General features: G+C 43.3%; 12 protein-coding genes and 1 riboswitch. Of the genes, 9 read left to right on the top strand and 3 right to left on the bottom strand.

Going from position 1 to position 18,204, the window contains the following annotated elements:
• Positions 1–43 precede the first annotated feature (43 nt).
• Complete coding sequence (locus DP116_RS02030) at positions 44–1,639, bottom strand: CocE/NonD family hydrolase (RefSeq protein ID WP_169153586.1); 1,596 nt, start codon at positions 1,637–1,639, stop codon at positions 44–46.
• Between the two features lie 735 nt (positions 1,640–2,374).
• Positions 2,375–2,547, top strand: a riboswitch (cobalamin riboswitch).
• A gap of 19 nt (positions 2,548–2,566) precedes the next feature.
• On the opposite strand from DP116_RS02030, the gene DP116_RS02020 reads away from it, so the two are divergent.
• Positions 2,567–4,645, top strand: a complete 2,079-nt coding sequence (locus DP116_RS02020) for a TonB-dependent receptor plug domain-containing protein (RefSeq protein WP_169153584.1) — start codon at positions 2,567–2,569, stop codon at positions 4,643–4,645.
• A gap of 14 nt (positions 4,646–4,659) precedes the next feature.
• Here the strand turns inward: DP116_RS02020 and DP116_RS29900 are convergent, their stop codons facing one another.
• The gene (locus DP116_RS29900; RefSeq protein WP_281357349.1) at positions 4,660–4,785 is read right to left on the bottom strand and encodes a hypothetical protein; all 126 of its coding nucleotides are present in this window, start codon (positions 4,783–4,785) and stop codon (positions 4,660–4,662) included.
• Between the two features lie 65 nt (positions 4,786–4,850).
• Here DP116_RS29900 and DP116_RS02015 point away from each other — a divergent pair, with 65 nt between their 5' ends.
• From DP116_RS02015 to DP116_RS02005, 3 genes are all read left to right on the top strand, one after another.
• Positions 4,851–5,732 (top strand): (2Fe-2S) ferredoxin domain-containing protein, encoded by an 882-nt coding sequence (locus DP116_RS02015; RefSeq protein WP_169153583.1) that lies wholly within the window; start codon positions 4,851–4,853, stop codon positions 5,730–5,732.
• A gap of 73 nt (positions 5,733–5,805) precedes the next feature.
• Complete coding sequence (locus DP116_RS02010) at positions 5,806–7,023, top strand: ABC transporter substrate-binding protein (RefSeq protein ID WP_169153582.1); 1,218 nt, start codon at positions 5,806–5,808, stop codon at positions 7,021–7,023.
• A 150-nt stretch (positions 7,024–7,173) separates the two neighbouring features.
• Positions 7,174–8,265, top strand: a complete 1,092-nt coding sequence (locus tag DP116_RS02005; RefSeq protein ID WP_169153581.1) for an iron chelate uptake ABC transporter family permease subunit — start codon at positions 7,174–7,176, stop codon at positions 8,263–8,265.
• A 293-nt stretch (positions 8,266–8,558) separates the two neighbouring features.
• On the opposite strand, the gene DP116_RS02000 is transcribed toward DP116_RS02005, so the two are convergent.
• On the bottom strand, positions 8,559–12,530 hold the full coding sequence (locus tag DP116_RS02000; RefSeq protein ID WP_169153580.1) for a DUF4347 domain-containing protein: 3,972 nt from the start codon (positions 12,528–12,530) through the stop codon (positions 8,559–8,561).
• A gap of 738 nt (positions 12,531–13,268) precedes the next feature.
• Between DP116_RS02000 and DP116_RS01995 the strand changes: the two genes are divergently transcribed.
• The 5 genes from DP116_RS01995 to DP116_RS01975 all read left to right on the top strand — a co-directional run.
• Positions 13,269–15,374 carry an AAA-like domain-containing protein gene (locus DP116_RS01995; RefSeq protein ID WP_169153579.1) on the top strand — a complete coding sequence of 702 codons (2,106 nt, stop codon included), beginning with the start codon at positions 13,269–13,271 and terminating at the stop codon, positions 15,372–15,374.
• Between the two features lie 52 nt (positions 15,375–15,426).
• On the top strand, positions 15,427–15,597 hold the full coding sequence (locus tag DP116_RS01990; protein WP_246275444.1) for a hypothetical protein: 171 nt from the start codon (positions 15,427–15,429) through the stop codon (positions 15,595–15,597).
• A 45-nt stretch (positions 15,598–15,642) separates the two neighbouring features.
• Entirely contained in the window at positions 15,643–15,873 is a 231-nt protein-coding gene (locus tag DP116_RS01985) for a type II toxin-antitoxin system Phd/YefM family antitoxin (protein WP_169153578.1), read from the top strand.
• Positions 15,874–15,875: 2 nt separating this feature from the next.
• Positions 15,876–16,295 (top strand): type II toxin-antitoxin system VapC family toxin, encoded by a 420-nt coding sequence (locus DP116_RS01980; protein ID WP_169153577.1) that lies wholly within the window; start codon positions 15,876–15,878, stop codon positions 16,293–16,295.
• Positions 16,296–16,568: 273 nt separating this feature from the next.
• A partial coding sequence (locus tag DP116_RS01975; RefSeq protein WP_211173029.1) for an AAA-like domain-containing protein occupies positions 16,569–18,204 on the top strand: 1,636 nt, incomplete at its 3' end.

Raw genomic sequence — 18,204 nt, 5'->3', positions numbered from 1 at the left:
ATGTTAATCGATTGCAGGGATGGAGTGCGATGTGCCGCTATATTTATGGTGTCACGACAGGCAATATAATTTGCGATAAACTCTCACCCCCGCAACTCACCATCAATGTGATAATTTCAGCATCTATACTTGAGGCTGAATTATTACCAGGATTCATTGTATAGGCTGGGAAACACGAAGCACTCAAACTCAAACGTAAAGCATGATTTCTAAAAATTTTCGCACAAGTTGCTTGTAGATGAATTGTTCTTCTCACGCGATGGTTTCCATCTTGGCAACGTAAATAACCTTGAGTCAAATTGTACACTCTCCCGTTAGGGAAAATCTCTGACAGCACCGCACACAAATCATAACTCTTCTTATCAGACATACACCAGACTTCAACTACAACATCACCGGCTAAATATAAATCTGTCTCTAAACTCTCAGTTGTGTAAGTTAAGACATCTGAACGGTAGTCGATATGCGTTCTCTCAAAACAACCAGCCGGAATTGCAGCATGACCACCATTAGATGGAACAGGTCGCCAAGGGTCGTGAACAAGTACATCATCAGTGGAAGTTTCGGGACAAGTTGTGGCGAGAATACCTTCGCCTTCCCTGATGCTGGCAAGTCCGGTGGTTGACAAAAAGTACGATCGCCCTTTTGATATAGATAAGCTGGGAAAACCTTGCCATACATTGCTTCCCATATAAAATAGCCAAACAGGCAACTCATCAAGTAATCCTGTATCAACACCTTTGAGAAACTGGTCAAACCAGCATAGCTGCATCCTGTCAACAGGACTTGCTGCATCTGGACCAAAGTCAACCGCACCAACTTTACGACTCCAAGGTAAATGTGCCCAAGGTCCAATTAACAGTTCTTGTCGATATGCACTTCTAGCAGAGATATCCTTATATAAGTTTAGAGTGCCGCGTAGGTAAGTATCAAACCATCCTCCAATGTGGAACATCGGCAAATCAACATCTTTGAGATATGTTTTGGGGGAGAGTTTTTCCCAATATTTATCGGGTTGAGAATGTGCCAACCACTCATGATAAAATGAGTCTGGAGCAAAAGTTTTCAAAATTTCTGGATGAGTGGGTATTGGATCGTGTAAAGGTAAATGACGCGAAGCTGCCAACAGTGCTTGATAAGCCTTTTCATCTTTTTTGATCCGGGCAGTTTCTGTGGCTAATTGAATTGCCCAAGCGAGATTGCTTTGTAAACAGAATGCGCCTCCTTCATAAGCCCAATCTGTATATAAATCATAACCAATCATCGCAGGGCAAATTGTTTTTAGGGCGCTTGGTTTGGCAGCAGCAGCGTAAAGTTGAGTCATTCCTTGGTAGGAAAAGCCATACATCCCCACTTTTCCTGTACTACCAGGTAAATTTGCTGCCCATTTAACTGTATATTCACCATCTTCAATTTCATGGGTAAAAAGTTTGAAGTTTCCTTGTGATGTACCGCGTCCCCGGACATCTTGAATAACTACAATGTAGCCGTGGGCGGCGTACCAGGTAGGATGGGCGTAGACAACAGTGGAGGCGAGCGCCCTACCATAAGGTTGTCGCATTAATAACACAGGAAATTCCCCATCAGCATCGGGGCGGTAGATGTCTGCATCCAAGCGCACACCATCACGTGTCAGCATGGATACAGTTTGTTTAGGACGGACTTTGAACATGAATTATGATGCAGAAATTAAAAATTGAACCACAGATGATATTGATAGACTTACCAAAAAAAGGCAGCAATGCTGCTATGTATTAAGAAAAATTTCTGAGGGAAGTCACAAGTCACCCCTGTCCCCTCTCCGCGAATTCACCAGAGGGGTGCCCGTTAGGGCGGGGTGAGGTCTTAATCCGGAAGTTGCAAAAGCTGTTGCAGAAGGAAAGTACGCTTCAGGATACGATGAATTTGTCCAAGTTGGACAATTTGTGGAACGCAACGGTGTCATCTTGAATGGTACGAATGGGAACGACACGGTTCAAGCTTCCGGACAAAAATCTTCTGTGATTGGGGTGAAGGTGAACACCGCCGAAGTGGGTTCGCGACTGATAAATGCAGAAACAGAATCCTTGGGAGTTGGCGAAATCGACATTTTAACTGGTTCACCTGGACGGAATGTTTTTTACCTTGGCGACAACGCCAAAGAAAATCCAAAAGATTTCTACTTGGGTAATGGCGATCAAGATTACGCGCTGATTCGCTATTTTGACCCCACCAGTGAAGACGCGGTTTATCTGGCTGGAAATCCTAAAGACTATACGTTGGAAACAATCAACGGGAGCGTTAACATTTCCAAAAATGGCGATCGCTCTATTTGCAACATCACAACAAAGCTAAATGTAATAATTCTTATTTGCATTGAGAAATTGAGCATGGTAAATTACAGCAAATCCTGGGTTCTGATGGGGTTCAGCCATCAGAGGTAACGGGGAAAGTATGCCTGCGCCACGCCGTAGGCGAACGGTGAAAATCCGACACTGTCCCGCAGCTGTGATGAGACTCAAAATTTTGTCTCTAAGTCAGAATGCCCGCCTGAGGTAAAAAACATAAAATCGTCTGCGAGGTACAGATGCTAAATATTCTTTTTAATTGCCGTTGGGCGGTGAAAGTCGTTGTATCTAGTGTGAGTGCAATGACGACTTTGATATTGTGGAACTATGCTGTGTGTGCTGGAGAAATTCCACAATCAGAAAAAATCGCCCAAAGCACAAATACGCCAACAGATGAACAAGAACCCCCTATTGAAATTACAGTCACAGGTAAAGTGTTGAATCAGCCTGTATTCTCTCCATTTCGTCGAGAGGGGACAGTGAAAGATTCTACCCGTCCAGTCTACGTCATTACAGGCGAAGAAATGGAAGCGCAGGGAGTGCGAACCGTCAGAGAAGCGCTACGATTTCTCCCCGGAATCTTACCTGATGGAACAGTTGGAACAGAAGTGAACGCATTAAGCGGTCAATTTATCCGGGGTTCCAACTCCGAACAAGTATTGATTTTGCTTGATGGAAGACCAATTAATAATCTTGGAAGTGGTGGTTTTGACCTTTCAGAAATCACCACCAACAACATTGAACGAGTAGAAGTTTTACCAGGAGGAGGTTCCACCCTATACGGTTCCGATGCGATTGGTGGAGTGATTAACATTATCACTCGTCGTCCGACAGAGAAAGTGACAACACAAGCGGGAGTCACTCTAGGTGCATATGGACTCAATCAACAGACTATCACCAATAGCGGGAAAATAGAAAATATTTCTTGGGTTGTGGGATATAACCGCACCGAAGCAGATAACAATTATCCTTTTTCCATCCCAGAAGCCAACTTTGAAGGAACTAGAAAAAACAATGACACTCTCTACAACAACTTTAATGTGAAGTTAGAGGCGAATTTAGGAAAACGCAATACTCTTACTGTCTCAAGCCTATACTTAAGCAAAAACCAAGGAGTTCCAGGAGGAGTCCCTATTCCTGAACCCCAGTTTGGACAAGGCTATTTTAACTCCTTGACTGACAACAATCGCAAATACACAGATCAAGTTCTCACCGACTTAACCTGGAACTCAAAACTAGGAGGTGCAGATGACTCTCTTTTAACAGCGAGAGTTTATAGCGATTTTCTCAACACTCGTTTTGAGAATCGTAGTGGGACACTTTCATCTCAGCGACGATTTGATAACGAGCAAACCTCTTACGGAATTCAAACACAACATAGCTGGAAATTTGCTAAAAATCAAACCCTAGTCTACGGTTTTGATTACCGCAACACTTCAGTACGTAACAGCACCTTCAACTATTCCACCGAGCAACAAACTCTCAGCTACGACGATAGCATCTCTCAAGGAGCGCTTTTTGCCAGATATGAAATCAACTTTACTCCTAGCTTAAGTGTCAATTTAGGCTTACGCCAAGATTTTAGCTCTTTAACAGATGGCTCTTTTACATCACCTAGTGTAGGCGCACGCTGGGCAATTTCTGACTCCACTAACTTCAGAGCTAACTATATCAGGAATTTCCGCGCACCGACTCTTTTCAATTTATATGCTAGAGGTTCTACCTTCGTTGGTAACCCGAATTTGAAACCAGAAAATGGTGATAGTTATGATATAGGAATTGACCAAAAGCTGTGGGATTTTGGTTTGTTGCGCTTAACCTTTTTCAGCAATACCATATCAGATTTAATTGCCTATAACTTTGCTGTTCCTGTCGCCACATATGAAAATATTGGCTTAGTGCGCACCAGAGGAATTGAAGCTGCATTGAATGTACAACTGGCGAAAAATGTCTATGCCTTTGCCAATTATACACTCAATGACCCACGCATTAAAGAGAGCGTCAACTCTGGCGAAAAAGACAAAGAATTAAGATTTGCAGGTGCAGATAGTTTAAATTTGGGAATTTCTTATGAAACACCTCAAGGCTTCTATGCGGGAATACTCATGCACTCCCTTGGTTCATATCCTACCAACAATACCAACACAGAATCTTTGTCCGGGTATACGACTTTTGATTTCAAAACGCGAATTCCTCTGAGCGATAACTTAGTACTGACTGGTAGTGTAGATAATATCTTGAATCAGAGATATCAGTTATTTCCTGGTTATCCTGATGCAGGGAGAGTTTTTCAAGTAGGTTTAAATGCCACATTTTAAATACTACTAAAATACTATTTAGGAATTAATTCTTCCTCTCTTTTCTCCTCACGCCAGTCGCCTCTGTCGGGAAAGCCGTCATTCGCGCTGGCTCCTCTGTGTCCTCTGCGCCTCTGCGGTTCAATAAAACTCTTTTTCACAAATCAGATAGGATTGCTATAACCATCAACAATCACCAATCAACAACTCACAATCCAAAAGTACTATGAATCAATTTCATCCTTGGGTAACACCATTAAACCATGTCATCAAAGAACCTTCCCTAACAGGAGGATACATCGAATCTGAATATTTCGATTGCAGTTGTGACGTTTTATCATCATTACTTTACACCTTATTTCAGCAGAATTGGCATCAAGTAGGAGTAGGACACATTGTACAAGGTGGTGTGTTGGAACTAGAATTTCCTGCAGCACCCAAAATTTGTATTCTTTATGATGGTTACCTTACCGTAGTCACAGAAAGTTGGCATTTTCACTTATGTATTGAAGCAAATTTAGGTGGTCCCCATTGTAAAACACCATTAGAATTAAGGAAACAACGTCAAGTAAATCGTGCTGCTTTTTATCGACGATTTAATGCAGAAGGAATCCCCAGAAGTTGGGGAATTGATTTCTGGAATGGTGCAAGCGAAAATTTGATGACTATCTTCTTGCCTAATCCCTATGTCGAGGGAGAAAACTTATTACCGGAAGGTAAGCCGAACTTAGCAAAATTAGAGCTTTACCATGAACTACGGGATATTTATGTGTTGGGTAAAAAGCCGATACCGTTTGATAAAAATCCCCTCAAACATGCTTATATATCTGTTTGCACGTCTACTCGTTGTCTCCCTTCCCAAAATTGGGAACCTACTTTGGATGCACTAAAAGTAGCAGTTGAAAAAGCTGGTTTGGATGTGGAAGTCAGAACTTCTGGCTGTTTAGAAGTTTGCAAACTTGGTCCAGTTGTGTTTTATTCAGAGGATAGCACTTGGTATACTCGCGTCAAACCAGAGGTGGTTGAAACTATTGTCAATGAACATCTGGTTGAAGGTAAGAAAGTGACTGCGCATTGCTATCCCCCAGAGTCGGTTGAAAAAAAGTAACCGCAGATGCACAAGCTTTGGACGCGGATAAGTTATTAGTGTGTCTTTGTGGTTATTTCTGGAAAACTTTCCGATGAGAATTACAATACTTCACAAAGCTAAATTGTTCGCTTTTTTCTGTCAGTTTCTGTTGGTTGCTGTTTTGGCGATCGCTTGTCACAGTACCACAACTCCTCCCACTTTACCAACACACATCAAAGAATGCGCTCAAACTTACAATCCAAACACCGACTACTTCCCGGAAAAAGTAACCGTCAATTACGCCACGGGTTTTGAGGTGGAATATTATAAAAACTACAAGGTTGTGACGGTAAAAAATCCCTGGCGTGATGCACAAGTCAGTTTTCAATATATTTTAGTGCAATGCGGGACGCCTGTACCAACAGGGTTTAATCAAAGCCAAGTCATTACAGTACCTATAAATACGGTTGTCTCTCTTTCTACGACTCATTTACCACATTTAGCAAAGTTAGGAGTTGTAGATAAACTTATTGGTGTGAGTGATAGCAAACAAGTCAATACACCAGAAGTCGTAGAAAAAATGAAACAAGGCAAAATCACAAAAGTGGGAAATAATGCTAGTCTCAATGTTGAGCAATTACTAGAAATTAATCCTAACTTAGTGATGACTTACGGTACAGGAGACAAACAAACAGATAATTATCCTAAAATTCAAGAAGCAGGTTTAAAAGTGGCGATAAATGCCGAATATATGGAAACTTCCCCCTTAGGAAGAAGTGAATGGCTCAAGTTTACGGCTTTGTTTTTTAATCAAGAGAAAGTTGCCCAAAAAATCTTTGATGAAACTGTCAAAAAATATCAAGCTATAGCCGCCAAAGCACAATCTGTGAAAAATCGTCCGACTGTGTTTGTGGGATTCAACTTTAAAGGTATCTGGTATATGCCAGGAGGTAACAGTTATGTCGCAAAATTTTTGGCTGACGCCGGAAGTAACTATCTCTGGAATAACAAGAAATCATCTGGCACTCTTCCCCTATCATTTGAAACTATTTTAGAACGTGCTGCCAACGCTGACTACTGGCTAAATTCCAGTCAATATTGGAAAACTTTAAAAGATTTACAGGCTGAAGACAATCGCTACGCTGATTTTCAAGCAGTTCAAAAAGGAAACGTTTATAATAATAATGCCCGTATCAATCAGACTGGTGGCAACGATTACTGGGAAGGTGGAATTAGTAACCCTGATGTCATCTTATCCGACTTAATTAAGATTTTCCATCCAGAAATCTTACCAAACCACCAATTAATTTACTATCAAAAACTCAGCTAATCTCCCAAATCTCTTTTTTCTTTTCTTTTCTTTTTTCTTCTTTCCTCTTCTTTCCTCTTCTTTCCTTTCTTTGCGTCCTTGGCACGCCAGGTGCTACAACGGGGGGAACCCCCGCAACGCACTGGCTCGTCTTTGCGGTTCGTTTTTTCAATGTCATCCCTCAAACACAAACTCAAACCAATTTTACGAAATTTTCAACATTCAAGTTTTCAAAAACTCTTCTTCCCCGCACTACTCATAACATTAATTCTCACCTTCTTACTCGACTTAGCCCTTGGTTCCGTCCACATACCCCTAACCCAAGTCATTACAATCCTACTAAACGGAGAACCAGAAAAAGCAACTTGGACTAATATTATTCTGAAATTTCGCTTACCCAAAGCCTTAACCGCAACCCTTGCGGGTGCTGCTTTAGGCGTGAGTGGGTTGCAAATGCAAACACTTTTTAGAAACCCTTTAGCCGGACCTTTTGTATTAGGAATTAGTTCAGGTGCTTCTTTAGGAGTCGCGTTGGTGGTGTTAACAACAAGTGTCACCGGTGCGGGTACCTTGTTCAAAGATTTAGGAGTGATTGGCGATTTTGGTTTAGTTGTGGCGGCGAGTCTGGGTGCTGCAGCAGTGTTGGGGTTAGTGTTACTTGTTTCTCAGCGCGTCGAAGACACGATGACGCTATTGATTTTAGGATTGTTGTTTGGCTATGCAACGAGTGCTATTGTAAGTATCTTGCTGCATTTGAGTGAAAGTCAGCAAATCCAATCATACTTGCTGTGGACTTTTGGCAGTTTTGGTGGTGTCACCTGGCAACAAATGCTAGTTTTAGCGCCTGTGGTACTGATAGCGTTGTTAATTTCGCTCATGCTATCCAAACCTTTGAATGCACTCCTTCTGGGTGAAGCTTACGCTCGCAGTCTCGGTTTAGGTGTAGAAGAAGTCAGATTTTGGATTCTTATCACCTCTTCCATCTTAGCAGGTGCGGTTACCGCCTTTTGCGGACCGATCGCCTTTTTAGGTGTAGCAGTTCCTCACCTTTGTCGCAGTCTGTTCAATACTTGTGAGCATCGGGTGTTAGTCCCTGCTGTGACTTTCATGGGTGCAATTCTGGCGTTAGTTGCAGATTTGATATCGCAGCTACCGGGAAGTCAGATGGTGTTACCTTTGAATTCTGTTACCGCTTTGATAGGGACTCCTGTTGTGAGTTGGGTGATTTTGCGTCGTCACTCTCGCACATCTTTTCCGAAATGAATTCACTCCTCCCACAGCACTTGCTTCGCGCGCTTTGCGCTCATTCCCGTAAAATGCCGTAGGTATCTGTCCGTCCCACGGCTTTTAGCTGTCTGACTCCCTCACAAAGAGTGTATTTCTTGAGAGTTATAGCAGTTGCCAGGTAGATTAAGACATGAACTAATGAGAAAATACGGACACCACCAGACTTTCACACGGCTGTTAAGAGTTAAGCGTTAAGAGTTCCCTGTTCCCTGTTCCCTGTTCCCTGTTCCCTGTTCCCTGCTATAAGAAACACACTCTTTGTGAGTGGGTTAAGCAATACCCAAATTCACTCTGACAGTCATATCGTTGTAATCCTTATCACCTCCACCTGATAAATCTTCAAAGCCAAAGGTGTTATTCCCCAACAAGCGAATATGGTCAACCTTATCTGAGTTAGCTCCTAAGAAGGAAAAATACACTGCGGGGTCGTTATTTGGATTACCATCTAAAATTGCATCTGGTCTGCCATTAGCAATAATGAATGGTGCCAAGATTGAACCAGGGCTAAGATTGCTTGTGAATGTAGCAGTACTTTGGTTCCCCACTGTTAAGTCAATTCCTGGAACACGTCGCTGCACCGCAGCTTGAGTATAACCTGCATCACCAGGACGCAAGTCTACCGTCCCGTTGCCATCAATATCAATACCACCATTGGTATCAGCCACTTGATAAAAGCCAACGAAATTGTCAAAGGTTGCTTTTCTGTTTAAGACAAAGTCTGCTTTGACCTGAGTTGAACCGTAGCGCAAATCAATTAGTTCTCCAAAAGGATTTCCCTGAAGACCAGCACCCAGAGGTAACGATTGATTTGTTGCTTTAATGTTCACTACCAGATTTCGGAAGTCAGAAGTGTTGCTATTTGATGCATCATTCAAAGCCAATGTAAACTCGCCATTCCCTAAGTCTGTCACTTTTTGCGTTGAGGGGTTGGAAAAGATGAGGTCTTTGGTAGAGGTTGAACCAGCTTGCACAGCGTCAATACTACTATTGTTGACTAAGAAGAATTGCAGGCGTGCCCCTGAATTAAATTCAAGTAGACGTGTTAAGTCAGTATTAAACCCCTTGGGATTATCGGTAATCACTGAGAAAATGGTGTTAGCTCTTGAAAGTGCAGCTTGGGCATAATTTTCTGTACCAGGAGCAATACCATTAATTCTTCCTTGGTCATCGTCAACCACAAACACTCCCAGTTCATTCACCTGCTTAGCACTGGCTTTGTTGAGAGTGACTTCAAGTTTTGGTTTGTTGCCATCAGAAACACCTTCCAACTGGAAAATATTGTTAGACGCTAATTTCAGGGTAGCAGCACCGTTGACAGGATTGGTGACGGGATTGGTGACGGGATTGGTGACGGGATTGGTGACGGGATTGGTGACAGGGTTGGTGACAGTACCAATAGTAATTGCAGCAGTATCAGTCGCACTGCTAAAGGCAGTAGCGCCACCGTTGACGGTAGTGTCCGCAGTGCTGCCGTTAGTACCAGTGGTTTGGTCCCATGCACGGAAGGTCAAAGCATCGCTGATGATGCCATTGAAGTTGGCGTTGGGTTGGAAGTAAATGCGGGTGTTGGCATCAGCTGTCAATAGGCGGGCGTTGGTGTTGGATACAGACCCTAAGGGTGCCCAGTTATTGCCATTGTCGGTGCTGTAGAAGAAGGTGCCGTTGGTAGTGTCAGCATTTGCGATCGCAATACCTGTCAGTGGATTGCTGTCTGGGTCGGTGACGTTACCATTGACACCCACACTCACCAACGAGGAAACAAGCGTACCAACTGCCCCTATGGGTGCGCCTGCATTTTTGTCAATGGCAGTTAGAGTGACGTTGGTGTCACGGAGGATAGGAGCATCATTGACGGCATCAACGGTAATTGCAACAGCGTCAGTCGCAATGCTAAAGGCAGTAGTGCCACCGTTAAGGGTGGTGTTCGCAGTGCTGCCGTTGGTACCACTGGTTTGGTCCCAAGCACGGAAGGTGAGGGCATTGTTGATCGAGCCATTGAAGTTAGCGGTGGGTTGGAAGTAAAGGCGAGTGGTTCCATTAGCCGCCAATAGGCGGGCGTTGGTGTCGGACACAGATCCTAAAGCTGCCCAGCTACTGCCATCATCGGTGCTGTAGAACCAACTGCCGTTGGTAGTGTTCGCATTTGTGATGGCAATGCCTGTAAGTGCATTACCTGTAGATGCATTACCTGTAGTTATATTGTTGTCTGAGTCGGTGACGTTAACACCAAGACTGACTAAGGAGGAAACAAGGGTACCAACTGGTCCTGTGGGTGCGCCTGCATCTTCAACTGTGCTTAGGAAGAGGTTGGTGTCAAGCAGGATAGGAGCATTATTGACGGCGTTGATGGTAATTGTGCTAGTGTTAACCCCAGTGCTAAAAGCAGTAGCAGCACCGTTGACGCTGGTGTCCGCAGTACTGCCGTTGGTACCACTGGTTTGGTCCCATGCACGAAAGGTTAGAACATTATCGATGCTGCCATTAAAGTTGCCGTTGGGCTGGAAGTAAAGACGGGTGCTTGCATTAGCCGCCAATAGGCGAGCGTTGGTATCGGATAAAATTCCTACGGGTATCCAGCTGCTGCCGTTGTTGGTGCTGTAGAACCAATTGCCGTTGGTAGTGTTAGCATTTGTGATCGCAATACCTGTGAGTGCATTGCTGTCGGGGTCGATGACGTTATCACCAAGACGGACTAGGGAGGAAACAAGCGTACCAACTGCGCCTATGGGTGCGCCTACATTTTGATTAATTGCAGTTAGGGTGATATTAGCTTCACTGAGGGTAGGAGCATCATTGACGGAATTGATCGTAATTCCTGCAGCGCCAGTTGTACTGCTAAAAGCAGTAGTGCCACCACTAATGGTGGTGTTCGCAATGCCTGTGTTCGTACCAGTGGTTTGGTCCCACGCACGGAAGGTTAGAGCATTGTTGATGGTGCCATTAAAGTTGGCTTTGGGCTGGAAGTAAATGCGGGTAATTCCATCAGCCGCCAATAAGCGAGCGTTAGTATTAGATACCAACTCTAAAGGTGCCCAGTTGTTGCCATCGTCAGCGCTGTAAAAGAAGTTGCCGTTGGTAGTGTCAGCATTTGTGATCGCAATACCCCTGAGTGCATTGCTGTCTGGGTCGATGACGTTATCACCCGTGACTAAGGAGGAAATAAGGGTACCAACTGCTCCTGTGGGTGTACCTGCGTCTTCGTTAATGGCAGTTAGGGTGATGTTGGTGTTATTGAGGGTAGGAGCATCATTAACGGCATTGACGGTAATTGCTGCAGTGTCAGTCGCAGTGCTAAAGGCAGTAGTATCACCGTTAGCGGAGGTGTCTGCAGTGCTGCCGTTGGTACCAGTGGTTTGGTCCCACGCACGGAAGGTTAGAGCATTGACAATAGGACTAGGACTACTAATGTTGGGGTTGGGCTGCAAGTAAACGCGGGTGATTGCATCAGCTGCCAATAGACGAGCGTTGTTATCGGATACAGACCCCAAAGCTGCCCAGTTGCTGCCATTGTTGATGGTGTAGAACCAATTGCCGTTGGTAGTGTCAGTATTTGTGATCGCAATACCTGTGAGTGCGTCGCGGTCTTCGTCAATAACGTTACCACCAAGGGTCACTAAGGAGAAAATTGGGGTACCAACTGCACCTATGGGTGCGCCTGCATTTTCGTTAACGGCATTCAGGATAACGTCGGTGTCATTGAGGATAGGCGCATTATTGAGTACAGATGGATACGCTGCCATAACCTCCGCGCTTAATGCCAGTGGTTGATTTGAAACGTTGCCAATGTTGACTTCTAGGTTCCAATCACCCCCCAAAATAGCATTGCCAGTGAGGTTGGCGGAGGCGGCAACATTTGCTTTCGTGAGTTGGTGTAGCTTGGTGATGAATTCTACCCCAGCATCACCTGCAGCGACACTGCAACCGTAGAGGAGAAGGGAGGGAACTGGAGAGAACCGAAGGTGAGAATCTGGTGAGAACCAATTCTTGAGTTGGTCTGCGTAAAGTTCTAGGGTGTTGAGGCTGAGTTCGCTATTGCCAAGGGTTAGGGTTCCCGAAGAGCCGTGGGAAACTATGTGGACATTTTCCACTCCACGGTGTTGAGATAGTACCTGGGTAATTTGTGTGACTCCATCTTGCTCTGGGTCAAGAACAATAGCCTTGATATTTGCAACAACTAAATTAAGTAAAATTTCGTAGTTGTTGACAGATGGATCAATGAAAATAATGCCTGTAATCTTCATCTGGTGCTTTATAAAACAATATTACGTTTTCAATCTGATGACTAACCGTTCATTTATAGGGAACCAAAGGATGGAGAGAGTTCTAGGTATTTGTCAATTTTTCTAGACTACTCACTAGCCATGAGAGTTTTGGTTGGTAACACAAGGTTAATACTCTGTGTTTAGGTATTTTTATTGCTTTGTATTCTGATACAAAGTAAGTAGAAGCATTTATCCCAAAAATTGTTAATACCTGTTCAACACTACTTGCTGACTTTCGTATTTCCGTATAAATTACTAGTTTTTTTCAAAAAATATACTAAGATTTAGTTCTAATGAAGCTGTAGTAAAAGTATTTTTCTTTTAGTGTATAGTTGATAAAATGTGCTCAAAAATATGGGCTTGTACCCCCTCTGGACAAAGAAGGGCGATCGCCACATGAAGGCTCCTAAAGGAGCATCGCAAAAATTTCCGATTTCTATCTCACTTGTGCATAAGTTGATTTTGCTTACACTTATTTAGTAAATAAGTCTGATTTACATAATCGGATTTTTCATCAACGCCTAAGTTTGTTCAAACAGTGAACAGCTACCTACGCAGTACCAGCCGCAGTGAACAGCTACCTACGCAGTGAACAGTGAAGAAAACTAATCCGTAATTGTCTTGGTAACTGGTAGCTGGTAACTGGTAACTGGTAACTGGTAACTGATAACTGATAACTGATAAATAACAGCCCATTCAACAGTAGTTGATACCAAAGTGAAAAAAATTCTGATTTTATCAGCTAACCCAAACAATACCTCCAAGTTACGTCTGGATGAGGAAGTTAGAGAAATTCAGGCGGGGCTACAACGTGCCAAAAAGCGCGAACAGTTTGAAATCATTAGCAGGTGGGCTGTACGGGTTGATGATTTACGACGTGCTTTATTAGACTATGAACCGCAAATTGTGCATTTTTCGGGACATGGTTCTGGGAGTGATGGCTTGGCGTTGGAGAATAACTCTGGAGAATTACAACTTGTTAGTACTCAATCCTTAGCAAGGTTATTTAAGTTATTTAAAGACAAAGTAGAGTGTGTCTTGCTCAACGCCTGCTATAGTGAGGTACAAGCTGAGGCGATTCACCAAAACATAGATTATGTGATTGGGATGAATCGAGCTGTTGGGGATAGGGCAGCCATTAAGTTCGCCATTGGATTTTATGATGCGATCGGTGCAGGCAGAAACTACGAGGATGCTTTTGAATTTGGTTGCACTTCAATTGATTTAGAAGGAATTCCCGAATCAGAAACACCTGTCTTGAAATCTAGAAACAGCAATCAAGACACGATTGCTTCCACGACTTCAAAACAGCGCATCTTTATCAGTTACAAGCGCAATGTTGAACCGGATGAATCTGTCGCCACTCAAGTTTACCAGGAATTGTCACAACAGCACAATGTCTTTATTGACCAAATAATATTGATAGGCAAACGCTGGGCAGAATGCATTGAAACAGAATTAAGAAATGCTGATTTTCTCATCGTTTTCCTTTCCGAACAGTCTGTTAATAGCGAGATGGTGCAGTGGGAAATCTCCCTTGCGGTAGAATTAGCACAAAGGCAAGGAGGAAAACCTGTTATTCTCCCAGTGCGTTTAGCGTATCAAGAAGCGTTTCCCCATCCCCTCAGCATTTACTTGAATCACATCAACTGGGCATTTTGGGAAAGTCCAGAGGATACATCGCGTCTCATAGAAGAGTTAAGGCAAGCAATTCATGGTGGTTCCTTAAGAGTTGACCAACAAGCTAAGACTAATTTACTCAAGATTTGTGTACCTGAGCAGTTACCGCGACCAACACCATTTGCACAGCCAGTGGTGTTAGAAATGCCATCCGGGACGATGAAACCTGAATCTTCGTTTTATGTGGAACGCAACGCGGACACAATTGCATTGCAAACTATTGTACAGCAAGGCGTAACGATTCCGATTAAGGGACCTAGGCAAGTTGGGAAAAGTTCATTATTGATGCGGATAATTCAAGCTGTTCGCAATGCTGGTAAGCGAGTTGCTTATCTTGATTTTCAACAGTTAAGTACTGCAGTACTTAACGATGAGGAACTGTTCTTCCGTCACTTTTGTTTTTGGATAAGCGATGTGCTGGAACTGGAAGATAAAGTCGAGGAGTATTTTGCTCGAAACTTAACGACGATTCAGCGTTGCGATCGCTATTTACAACGCCATATCTTAAAAGGATTGGGACATCCCTTGGTATTGGCAATGGATGAAGTCGATAGAGTTTTTGATACCAAATTCCGCAATGATTTTTTTGGGATGTTGCGTAACTGGCATAACAGCCGTGCGTATTATCCTATTTTAGACACATTAGATTTAGTGCTTGTCACTTCTACTGAACCATATCAGTTAATTGATGATTTGAATCAGTCTCCGTTTAATGTCGGGCAGATCATTGAACTAGAAGATTTTACACCAGAACAAGTTGCCCAACTCAATGGTCGTCATAATTCACCTTTTGACAACAACACCTTACAACAATTGCTTCGCTTACTTGGCGGACACCCTTTTCTGGTGCGAAAGGCGCTGTACTTAGTTGCCAGCGGACAAATCACACCAACAGAGTTATTTACCAATGCTACTGCTGCTTCTGGACCTTTTGGTGATCATCTGCGGCGGCTGTTGTCACTTTTATATGATAAGCAAGAATTGATACAAGGTTTGCTGCTTGTCATTAATCAAAACATCTGTCCCGACAGACAAATTTTCTGGCGGTTGCAGGGTTCGGGATTGGTGCGGGCTTCCGGACAGTCTGTTCTGCCCCGTTGTCAGTTATACGCCGAATATTTCCGGGAGAATTTGCATGGCTGATGCAAGCATTTACACTGTTGGTGGCACAGTATAACAAAGTTTTCACTTTAAGTTGACACCAATAAGCATAGAACAGCCCCCACTAGATGAACAGAAGGCGATCGCTCACTTCCTCGACCATAAAATTAAACAAATAGACGACCTCATTGCCAAGAAAGAAGCCCTCATTGAAAAACAAGGGCGAAAAACGCACCGCCCTCATCAGTCACGCCGTCACAGGTAAAATAAATGTGCGCCAAGTCCCCATTCCCTAACCCCAGAAACCACCATGAAACAAATTCCCCTTGCAGAACTTCCCGAAACTGTCCAAAACCTAATTAACCAAACTCAAAAAACAGGCGAACCCCTCACCATCATCCAAAATGGTGTTCCCTTCGCCATCATTTCCCCCATTAAGAAAAAATCCCTCCTGCAAACCCTTTCCACTCTTGAACCACTGGAAGAAGAGTTTCCCGACGTGGACGAAGGATTATTACCCTTAGATGATATTGAGCTTTAAAAATGAGTTATTTGTACTTGTTAGATACAAACATCATTTCCGAACTCATTAAAAATCCCAGAGGCGTGATATTTTCCAAAATTCAAGATGTCGGAGAAGACAAAATTTGTACAAGTATTATCGTAGCTTGTGAATCAAGATTTGGAGCAAAAAAAAAGAACTCTCAGAAGCTCATAGAAAAACTTGAAATCATCTTGAATAGTATTGAAATACTACCCCTAACTCATCCCGTAGAGCAATATTACGCAGAAATCCGCACAGATTTAGAACAGCAAGGTAAACCGATTGGAGGTAATGACTTATTAATTGCTGCCCATTCTTTAAGCCTTGGTCTAACTCTCGTTACCGCCAATGTTCGTGAATTTTCCCGTGTTTCTAATTTAAAAGTAGAAAACTGGCTCATACCTGATGAAAAAAGCTAACAAGTTCTGATTTCTTCGTTCCAGAAAACACCATGAAACAAAAAACCTATCAACTTCTTCTAATACGAGTTCTATATGAAGATGCAACAAATCAGATCCCCCCAACCCCCCTTAAAAAGGGGGGCTAAGAAATTATTTAGCGCACCTTCATGGAGAAACGGTATAAGATGAAAAAAGCGTCTGTGATTTTCCCCTTAGCTATCCTGGCTTTTGGCAGTATGAGAAGGCAGAAGTACGAAGGCAGCTATGCTGAATATTTCCGGGAGAATCTACATGGCTGATGCAAGCATTTACACTGTTGGTGGAACAGTACAGACGAACCGGAGTGGGGTTTATATTTCCCGACAAGCAGATGAGGAATTGTTAGCACTGTGTCGAGACGGAAAGTTTGCTTATGTTCTGACGCCGCGTCAAATGGGTAAATCCAGTTTAATGGTACGGACTGCCCGTCAATTGAGAACCGAAGGGATTGAGTCAGTGATGATTGACTTGACGGGGATAGGTACGCAAGTCACAAACCCAGAACAGTGGTATCTGGGTTTACTGATTCAGATAGAAGCACAACTGATGCTGGATACTGATGTATATTCGTGGTGGCAAGCACACGCGCATCTCGGTTTCACACAACGGTTAACAGAATTTTTTCAGCGGGTGTTGTTGGTTGAAATCACGGCATCAGTGGTCATCTTTATTGATGAAATTGATACCACTCTTCGCCTAGATTTTACAGACGATTTTTATGCAGCTATTCGCTATCTCTACGTTTCCCGTGCTTCTCTATCATCAGAGTTTGAACGGCTTTCGTTTGTCTTATTTGGTGTCGCAACTCCCGGTGACTTGATACGAGATCCAAAACGGACACCGTTTAATGTTGGTCAGCGAGTTGACCTGACTGATTTTACCTTAACTGAAGCAGAACCGCTGGCAAAGGGATTGGGGTTGCCAACTCCTAAAGCACAGCAAGTGTTGCACTGGGTACTTGATTGGACAGGAGGACATCCATATTTATCGCAGCGTATTTGTAGTATTCTTAGCCAGCAGGACAAGAAAAATTGGTCAAAAGCTGATATTGACCGTATCGTGAGTAGAAACTTTTTCGGTGCAAGGAGTGAGGAGGATAACAACTTGCAGTTTGTCCGTGATATGCTGACCAAACGCGCACCAGACAAAGCTGCTGTTTTAAGCATTTATCGTGAAATTCGGCGCGGAAAACGCGCTGTTGCTGATGAAGAACAGTCAATTACTAAATCTCACCTGAAATTATCGGGTGTGGTTAAAAGGAAGAATGGGGTGTTGAAGGTGCGAAATCCCATTTATCAACGAGTGTTTGATTTAAAGTGGGTGAATCAACATTTGCCGTTGAATTTACGGGATTTCTGGCAGCGTTATAAGCCAGCACTTCCTTATGTTGCGATATTATTGATATTTTCAATTTTTATGGGAGGGATGGCGTTTTATGCTAACACACAACGTTTAGATGCTGAAGCACAACGTTTACATACTGAAAAAGCCCTCAAAAATTCACAGGTTTTAGTTCAAAGTCTGACAACAGAAAATCTTTTTACCTCAGGTTATGAACTAGAAGCTTTATTAGAAGGCTTGAAAGCAGGGAAAAATTTGAAACAATATGGTGATGCTGTAGATTCAGATAACCGCACAAAAGCGATTCTTGCTCTGCGAGAAGTTGTTTACGGATTGAAAGAACGCAACCGATTAGAAGGGCATAGCAGTTATGTCACAAGTGTCGTGTTCAGCCCGGATGGTAAGACTCTAGCTTCTGGTAGTAGGGACAACACAGTCAAATTGTGGAATCTCAACGGGCAGTTACAGCATACCCTGAAGGGGCATAGCAGTTATGTCACAAGTGTCGTGTTCAGCCCGGATGGTAAGACTCTAGCTTCTGGTAGTT

This window comes from Brasilonema bromeliae SPC951 (assembly GCF_012912135.1).
Lineage (GTDB): Bacteria > Cyanobacteriota > Cyanobacteriia > Cyanobacteriales > Nostocaceae > Brasilonema > Brasilonema bromeliae.
This window is presented reverse-complemented; position numbering and strand designations above follow the sequence as displayed.

Bases quoted from the DNA above. Each gene is read 5' to 3' on its own strand.
- DP116_RS02005 (WP_169153581.1), top strand. From the start codon at position 7,174: ATGTCATCCCTCAAACACAAACTCAAACCAATTTTACGAAATTTTCAA.
- DP116_RS02015 (WP_169153583.1), top strand. From the start codon at position 4,851: ATGAATCAATTTCATCCTTGGGTAACACCATTAAACCATGTCATCAAA.
- DP116_RS02030 (WP_169153586.1), bottom strand. From the start codon at position 1,639: ATGCTGACACGTGATGGTGTGCGCTTGGATGCAGACATCTACCGCCCC.
- DP116_RS01985 (WP_169153578.1), top strand. From the start codon at position 15,643: ATGAAACAAATTCCCCTTGCAGAACTTCCCGAAACTGTCCAAAACCTA.
- DP116_RS02020 (WP_169153584.1), top strand. From the start codon at position 2,567: ATGCTAAATATTCTTTTTAATTGCCGTTGGGCGGTGAAAGTCGTTGTA.
- DP116_RS02000 (WP_169153580.1), bottom strand. From the start codon at position 12,530: ATGAAGATTACAGGCATTATTTTCATTGATCCATCTGTCAACAACTAC.
- DP116_RS02010 (WP_169153582.1), top strand. From the start codon at position 5,806: ATGAGAATTACAATACTTCACAAAGCTAAATTGTTCGCTTTTTTCTGT.
- DP116_RS01980 (WP_169153577.1), top strand. From the start codon at position 15,876: ATGAGTTATTTGTACTTGTTAGATACAAACATCATTTCCGAACTCATT.